Annotated in this window: 4 protein-coding genes; all 4 read left to right on the top strand. The window is 53.1% G+C overall.

Annotated features, from left to right (window positions below; genetic code table 11):
- Nucleotides 1–1619, top strand: a 1619-nt coding sequence (locus VMJ32_18350; GenBank protein HTQ40982.1) for an alginate lyase family protein, incomplete at its 5' end; no start/stop codon positions are given.
- Entirely contained in the window at nucleotides 1616–3310 is a 1695-nt protein-coding gene (locus VMJ32_18345; protein ID HTQ40981.1) for a hypothetical protein, read from the top strand. The genes VMJ32_18350 and VMJ32_18345, both read left to right, overlap by 4 nt.
- Nucleotides 3311–3399: 89 nt before the next feature.
- Nucleotides 3400–5361 carry a glycoside hydrolase family 97 catalytic domain-containing protein gene (locus tag VMJ32_18340; protein ID HTQ40980.1) on the top strand — a complete coding sequence of 654 codons (1962 nt, stop codon included), beginning with the start codon at nucleotides 3400–3402 and terminating at the stop codon, nucleotides 5359–5361.
- A 240-nt stretch (nucleotides 5362–5601) separates the two neighbouring features.
- Nucleotides 5602–7356 (top strand): alpha-L-arabinofuranosidase C-terminal domain-containing protein, encoded by a 1755-nt coding sequence (locus VMJ32_18335; GenBank protein ID HTQ40979.1) that lies wholly within the window; start codon nucleotides 5602–5604, stop codon nucleotides 7354–7356.
- Nucleotides 7357–7454: the final 98 nt, after the last annotated feature.

Here is a 7454-nt window from a genome sequence, read left to right as displayed (position 1 = left end):
CCGTTTTGTGCGCTGGCATCTATGGCTATAAGTTTGCCAATGCTGCGGAAATAATGCGGCATTGTTACCGGGCCTGGCCGGAAGATGAGGTACATCAATTTGAAAAATGGCTAACGTTGGTCGTCGAGCCGGTCATTCATGATTTTGCTACCTATGCAAACGGCAATTGGGACGCGTGCTGCCTACCGACGATGATGTCGATCGGTGTGTTTTGCGATAATCGGCAAACATTCGATCGGGCAGTGCGATACTACATGGACGGACCTGGGAATGGAGCACTTGCTCACTATGTGATCAACGAAACCGGCCAGAGCCAAGAAAGCGGCCGGGATCAGTCTCACGCTCAATTGGGCCTGGGCTTTTTGGCGCTGGCTTGCGAAATTGGCTATCACCAAGGCTTAGACATGTATTCAGCGGCCGACAATCGGCTGCTGAAAGGCTTGGAGTATACCGCCAAGTACAATCTCGGTAAGGATGTTCCATTTGTCCCCTTTTTGGACCGTACAGGTAAGTACAAAGCGAACAGCATCGCGGCGTTGTCTCGTGGCCGGTTCGCGCCGATTTGGGAACTAGTCTATAACCATTATCACAATCGAGCGGGAATCGAATCGCAATACCTTGCCGATGCTGCTGCTCACCGCCGGCCCGAAGACGCATCTTACGATCAACCAGGCATGGGTACGCTGCTGTTTACGCAGTCGGTGTCTGATAAAAGGCCGACGGCGCCGGCGACGCCTGGACCGGTAATGGCCGCAGCGACTAATGTGCCAGGAGACCTGCGTTGGATTGCTTCGCTGGGGGCAAGCAGTTATTCCGTGAAACGAGCCTCCCAGCGTAGTGGTCCGTATCGCGTCGAGGCGGACGACCTCGTCTCGCCTTCGTTTGTTGATGCCACAGCAGAACCGGGGCACACGTATTTCTATGTCACCTCAGCTTCCAATTCTGTCGGCAATAGCCCCGACACCTTAGACATGCCCATCACTGCTGGCTTGCCGTTTCCATGGCAATCTCGCGATGTCGGGCAGCTAAAAGTACTGGGTAGAACTCGATTTGATGGGCAAACGTTTTTTGTGGAAGGTGCGGGCAGCGATATTGGATCCACCCAAGACGAGTTTCAATTTGTTTATTCTCCAGTTTCCAATGACTGTTTGCTAACTGCGCGATTTGTGCCACAAGAGCCCTCGCAATTCGCCAAGTTCGGTTTGATGATGCGTGCCGGGCTACGCTCCGATGCGCCATGCGTAGCACTATTGATCTGTGCAGAAACGAACCGTGATGCCGAAGTCCCCGGCTGGCGCTTGAAATTGCTTGTGCGCGATTCCACCAACCCAACGGCTAAGGAAGCGGTAACTGGTCCGAACCTGGATACACCCACTGTGACTTGGAACCGTTTAGTTAAACCGTATTGGCTGCGGCTGGAACGGACGGGCAATGTGTTTACGGCTTACACTTCCATGGACTGCCAACAGTGGGAAAGACTCGGCTCTGTTGATGTCTCTCTGGTCGGCGAATTGTCGTGCGGTGTGTGTGTGTGCTCTCGACTTGCTACGGTTTCCACAACGGCGATGTTCGACAACGTTTCCATCAGCAACAACAAACAAACCGCGCAAAATCCATGACATTTAATCGCACTTCTGGCTTCATTGTGCTGCTGCTCCTGAACGCCATGAGCATCGCGCCTTTTGATCATTCGGCGATCGCTGCCGTCTGGCAATGGTCCATCGTGGTGCGCGGGGCGCGCGACAACGCCGGCGACGCGCGCGCTTTTTTATGGATTCCGCCTAACTGTAATCGCGTTCGCGGAGTTTTGTTCGCGCAGCATAACATGGAAGAACAATCCATATTTGAAAATCAAAAATTCCGCGCGGCAATTGGCCAATTAAACCTAGCTGAGGTGTGGTGCGCTCCCCGCTGGGATTTGTTCTTCCATTTCAATGAGGGAGCCGGCGAAACGCTGGAAGGCATTCTCAACGACCTGGCAGATGCCTCTGGCTACAACGAACTCAAGACGGTTCCCTGGGTGGGAGTGGGACATTCCGCCGCCGCTAGTATGCCGTACTATTTAGCCGCCTGGAAGCCCGAACGTACACTGGCTTGCATTTCTGTGAGCGGACAATGGCCCTACGTGCGTGGTTCATTTGCGCCCGAAATTTGGGGTGAGAGGACGATCGATTTCATTCCCGCTTTAGAATCTATGGGAGAGTACGAAGCAGCCAACACCTGGTCGACCGAGGGGCTCAAAGAACGGCAGGAGCACCCGTTAATGCCTCTGAGTATGCTAGCGAATCCGGCGCAAGGGCATTTTGCCAGCACAGAAGCCAAGGAGGACTATTTAGCGCTGTATCTTAAAAAGGTGATGCAGTACCGATTGCCGAACGACGTTGAAATTGGGGCCGGCGAAACACGCGCATCCCCCGACAATCAACCGCTAAAGCTCAATCTCATCGATCCGACCAAAACCGGCTGGCTGGTGGATAAGTGGCGTTTCAACCAAAGTCCGGTCGCGGCGCCGGCACCGGTCGATCAATACACCGGCGATCCTAAGCAGGCGTTTTGGTTTTTTGACGAGGAACTAGCACGCGCCACAGAAAAATATGAGTCCGCTTATCAAGGGCTTAAACCGCAGTTGATTGGGTACGTTCAAGATGGCGAGCTTGTTCCTCAGCGCAACGAACATTTGCAAATTAATCTTAAATTCCAGCCGCAGGCTGATGGCATTACATTCAGGCTGACTGGCGCGTTTTACGACACCGTCCCCGGCGGCAGTCCACGTCCGGTAGCGTGGACCGGTTTGCGCGAGGGTTCGCCCATTGGCCATGCCTCTGGCGGTGGTCCGATTTCCATTGATCGAATTTGCGGCCCATTCGAAAAAATCGCGCCCGACACTTTCTCCGTTCGCCTTCAGCGAGAAACCACCGGGCACGAAAAGCAGTATGAGTTAGTGTTTGCCGCAACGCACCCGGGTGATGAGGAATACAAGCCTGCAGTGCAACAAGCCCATATGTTCATTCCAGGCAACAACACCCAAGGGGCAGAACAGCACATATCGTTTCCGGAAATTCCTCACCAGAAACTGGGAACTTCCAGCGTAAAGCTTGCGGCCACCTCCGACGCCAACGTGCCGGTTTATTATTACGTGCGGGAAGGTCCGGCTGAAGTGAACGGCGATACGCTTCAATTTACGCCGCTTCCACCGCGATCCAAATTTCCGGTGAAGGTGACCGTCGTCGCCTGGCAATACGGGCGCTCCGTCGAGCCGCAACTTAAAACAGCAGATCCTATCGAACAGACGTTTTTGATTGTCAAGTAGTTCTTATGATCCACAGATCTAATCGCTGAAACTATTCGGATCACTGCAAGATCTGCTGACAAAATAAATAGAATTCCAGGTTGCATATCATGCTCACTTCTTACAGACGATGTTTTGCAATTCTACTTGGAGCCCTTACCGTCGTTTCATTGGTTTTTATTCGCGGGGCTACCGCAGACGATGAGCTTAAATCGCCCGATGGGAACGTCGTTGTGCGGTTTGCATTGCAAGAAGACGGTGAACCATCGTACGAAGTGGAATACTTGAGCAAATCCATGTTGGTATTTTCAGGCCTGGGTTTTGAGCCCGACTTCACCAGCGGATTTAGCGTTATCAGCAGCTCCACTCAGGAGCACGAAGGCCAATGGTCTCAAGTTTATGGCGAACGCAAAACCGTGCCGGATAATTACCACGAGTTGACCGTAAATTTGCGGAACAATTCGGGGCGCCCCCTGCAACTTACTTTTCGCGCCTACAACGAAGGGGCGGCTCTGCGATATACATTTCCAAAAACTGACGGGGCCAGCGATTTCAATTTGACAGCAGAAAAGACTGAATTTCGCCTTCCGGCAAACACTTGGGGTTACGAGGAACATGCCACCGAGGGTGAATATAAACGGTCTCGGATCGAAGATTTTCAACCGCAATGCGAGCGACCTTTAACCGTCGAATATGCCAATGGTTTATTCGCCAGCATCGCCGAAGCGGACAACGAACGCTACCCGCGCATGCTACTATCGCCACCTAGTGCTGTCACCGACCCTCAAAAATCACCCAACGTGACAGATACCTCGTGCACGCTAGTTACGGCGTTAGGCGGCACAACATCCAATACGGTGCCTCGCAGCGGCCTGGCCGATAACGGCCGCAATGCCCGCACTACCTTACATCCAGGAGAATCAACGCCGTGGCGGGTGATTGTGGTTGGGCAAAAGCCCGGCGATCTGTTGGAGCGGAATTACCTGTTGCTGAATTTGAATTCGCCGCTGGTGCTAAATGATCCTGCCTGGATTAAGCCTGGTAAGTGCATGCGAGATACGACGCTTACCACGGCCAACTCCAAAGCAATTATCGATTTTGCAGCGACAGCGGGTCTGAGTTACGTTGAACTGGACGACGGCTGGTACGGCACGATCGATGCCAGAACTGGCGATGCGACGACCGTACGCCGCCCCGGCTTGGATATTGATGAAATCGTCCGCCATGGCAACGAAAAAAACATCGGGCTAATTCTCTACGTGGATTGGCGGCAGGCCTCACGTCAGCGCGATGAACTGTTTTCGCTCTATGAAAAATGGGGGGTCAAAGGCTTAAAACTCGGTTTTGTCCAGGTGGGGCCCGCAACCGATACTGCCTGGATCACCGAGACGATCCAAAAGGCAGCCGAACATCATCTGCTGCTTAACATACACGACGGTTACCGTCCCACCGGCTATTCGCGCACTTATCCTAATTTGATGACAGTGGAAGGAATTCGAGGCAACGAGCATTTTCCCACCGCTGAGCACAATTGCACGCTCCCCTTCACACGGTACATTGCCGGCGCGGCTGATTACACCGTGTGCTATTACGACCATCGACTGCAAACCACCCACGCCCATCAATTGGCAATGGCGGTGGTGTCGTACAGCCCTTTGCAATGGATCATGTGGTACGACAAGCCGACAGATTACCATCATGAGCCTGAAATCGAATTTTTTCAAAAAGTTCCCACCGTTTGGGATAAAACCAAAGTCATCAACGGAGACATTGGCAAGTATGCCACGGTCGCCCGGCGCAGTGGCAATGACTGGTTCATCGGCATCATCAATGGGAATGAGGCCCGCGATCTAAAGGTGCCGCTGGATTTTCTAACGAAAGGCGAAAATTACTCGGCTCATATTTATGCGGACGACGATTCCGTCGAAACACGAACCAAAGTTGGCGTTCAAACACAACCTGTTAATGGGCAGGCTGTTCTTGATGTACCGCTGCAGCCGTCCGGCGGAGAGGCAATTTGGATTGAGAGCCAGGCCGTTCACCAATCGCCGTCAGCGGCCGCAAAGAACTGATTTATGCCCAAATCCGCTCAATATGTTTTGGGACTCGGCCTGTTATGCTTGATAAGCTCAACGGTTTGGTCGGCACACCGGTCCCTAGCCGATTCGCCAGAGACCAATCTGCAAATTCACACTGATCGACCAGTCGGTCAGGTGTCTGCGAATATTTATGGTCAATTCCTGGAACACATTTTACACTCAGTCAATGGTGGATTGTGGGGCGAGCTCATTGTCAATCGCAGCTTTGAGGAAATGTTGCCGCCACACCACGCAGACGGACGCGAATCGTCAGCCTCTAAGTCTGCAGCCGATCTACCATCGCAACAGGAGGGTGGAGATTCCAGCCCGCTCCATCGTTGGGAGATCGTCGGGAATGCACAAGTCACACTTGATTCGGAACTTCCTCTCAACGGGAGTCGCTGTGCCAGGATTATTACACCAGGCTCGGGCGGCGGCGTGGCGCAAAATAACTTATGCATCCGCCGAAATGATGCACTGCGTGGCTCGCTATGGGCGCGCGGCACAGCCAATGATGGTCTTCTTGTGCGATTATGCGTAGGCCAATCCATCCTTGCCGAACAAAAGCTTCCGGCTCCTGGCGCGCCGTGGAGCGAAATCCCTGTAGTACTCACTCCGACCGAGTCTGTCGACAACGCCACTCTCCAAATACTGACGACTGGAAAAGCGGAATTTTGGCTCGATCAAGTCAGTCTCATGGCCGACTCTTGCCGGGCAACCGGTGGCTTCCGCCCGGATTTACTGCAAGCTATTGCCGATCTAAAGCCCACGACTATCCGGTGGCCCGGTGGTAATTTTGCCAGTGGATATCATTGGAAAAACGGAATCGGTCCCCAGGCCAAGCGCGTTGGCAAGGGGTCGCCTGACGACATGGACCCGTTGGCCCTTGGTTTGGACGAGTTCATGACATTGTGCCGGCTGGTCCACGCCTCGCCTGTCATCTGCGTTCCGCTGGGACACCGCGACAATTCTCAACTGGCAGATTACCTGCAAGAAGCTGTGGACGAACTGGAGTATTGCAACGGAGCGCCCGATAGCAACTGGGGCAAAGTTCGCGTCGCCAACGGTCACCCAGAACCTTACCGCGTCAAATACTGGGAGATCGACAACGAGCTGAATTTAACTTCCATGAAGCCGGAAGCCTATCTTCAGGCAGTCGATAGCTTTGCCACAGCGCTGCGCAAGCGGGATCCGGAAATCGTCATCGTTGGTTGTGGTGGTGGCGGTACCACAATGCAGGCAGATCACGGTTGGGCATTACACATGCTTGATGAAAATTTGAAATCCTGGGATTACTTTAGCATCCACCATTACGAAAACTACAGCCGTGGTCCAATCGCGCCCGACGTGTCCAAGTTTAAAACGGGACCGCCAAAATTTGAAGCGCATATTTCCGAATTGCGCAACGCAATATCCAAATCGACAAATCCGAATCTAACGCTTTATCTTTCCGAGTGGAACTACATGTCGACGGATTGGCGAACCGGTCTGTATGCGGCGGGAATCCTGAACGTCTTGGAACGCAACAGTGACGTAGTTCCCATGTCGTGCCCCGCTCTGTTCCTGCGACAGTCGTCCGCAACGTCGTGGGACAATGCGCTCATTAATTTTGACAACCGCACATGGTATCCGGCGCCAAACTACGTGGTCATGAAATTGTATCGCGATCACTACTATGCCACCCGTCTAACTCTTGAAGGCGATTTTGGTCCACTCAACGCCGTGGCAACCATTTCAGATGATCGAGGCGAGATTTGCGTTAAGGCAGTTAATCCGTCGGAAGACGCAACCAAAGTGAACCTGGAAATCGGCCCTCAGACCCCGCGCCATGCAAATCTGGAATTGATTGCTCCTGATTCGCTCTCGGCCCGCAACACGCTGGATGACCCGCGCGCAGTTCGACCGCTCGTCCAGGAAGCACATGTAAACGGAAATACCGTCTCATTTATCATGCCTCGATGGTCAGTGGCGGTAATTCAAGTTGATTGATCAATCGGTAGGTACACCGTTGTGAATGATTCGACATCGACATTCAATATAGTGGCGTCGTGCGACGCCACTTTGGATAACGGATTCCACGCACCTGT

It is taken from the genome of Pirellulales bacterium (assembly GCA_035499655.1).
Lineage (GTDB): Bacteria > Planctomycetota > Planctomycetia > Pirellulales > JADZDJ01 > DATJYL01.
The sequence above is the reverse complement of the archived record's forward strand: the minus strand, read 5'-3'. Positions and strand labels throughout refer to the sequence as shown.

Bases quoted from the DNA above. Each gene is read 5' to 3' on its own strand.
- VMJ32_18345 (HTQ40981.1), top strand. From the start codon at position 1,616: ATGACATTTAATCGCACTTCTGGCTTCATTGTGCTGCTGCTCCTGAAC.
- VMJ32_18340 (HTQ40980.1), top strand. From the start codon at position 3,400: ATGCTCACTTCTTACAGACGATGTTTTGCAATTCTACTTGGAGCCCTT.
- VMJ32_18335 (HTQ40979.1), top strand. From the start codon at position 5,602: ATGTTGCCGCCACACCACGCAGACGGACGCGAATCGTCAGCCTCTAAG.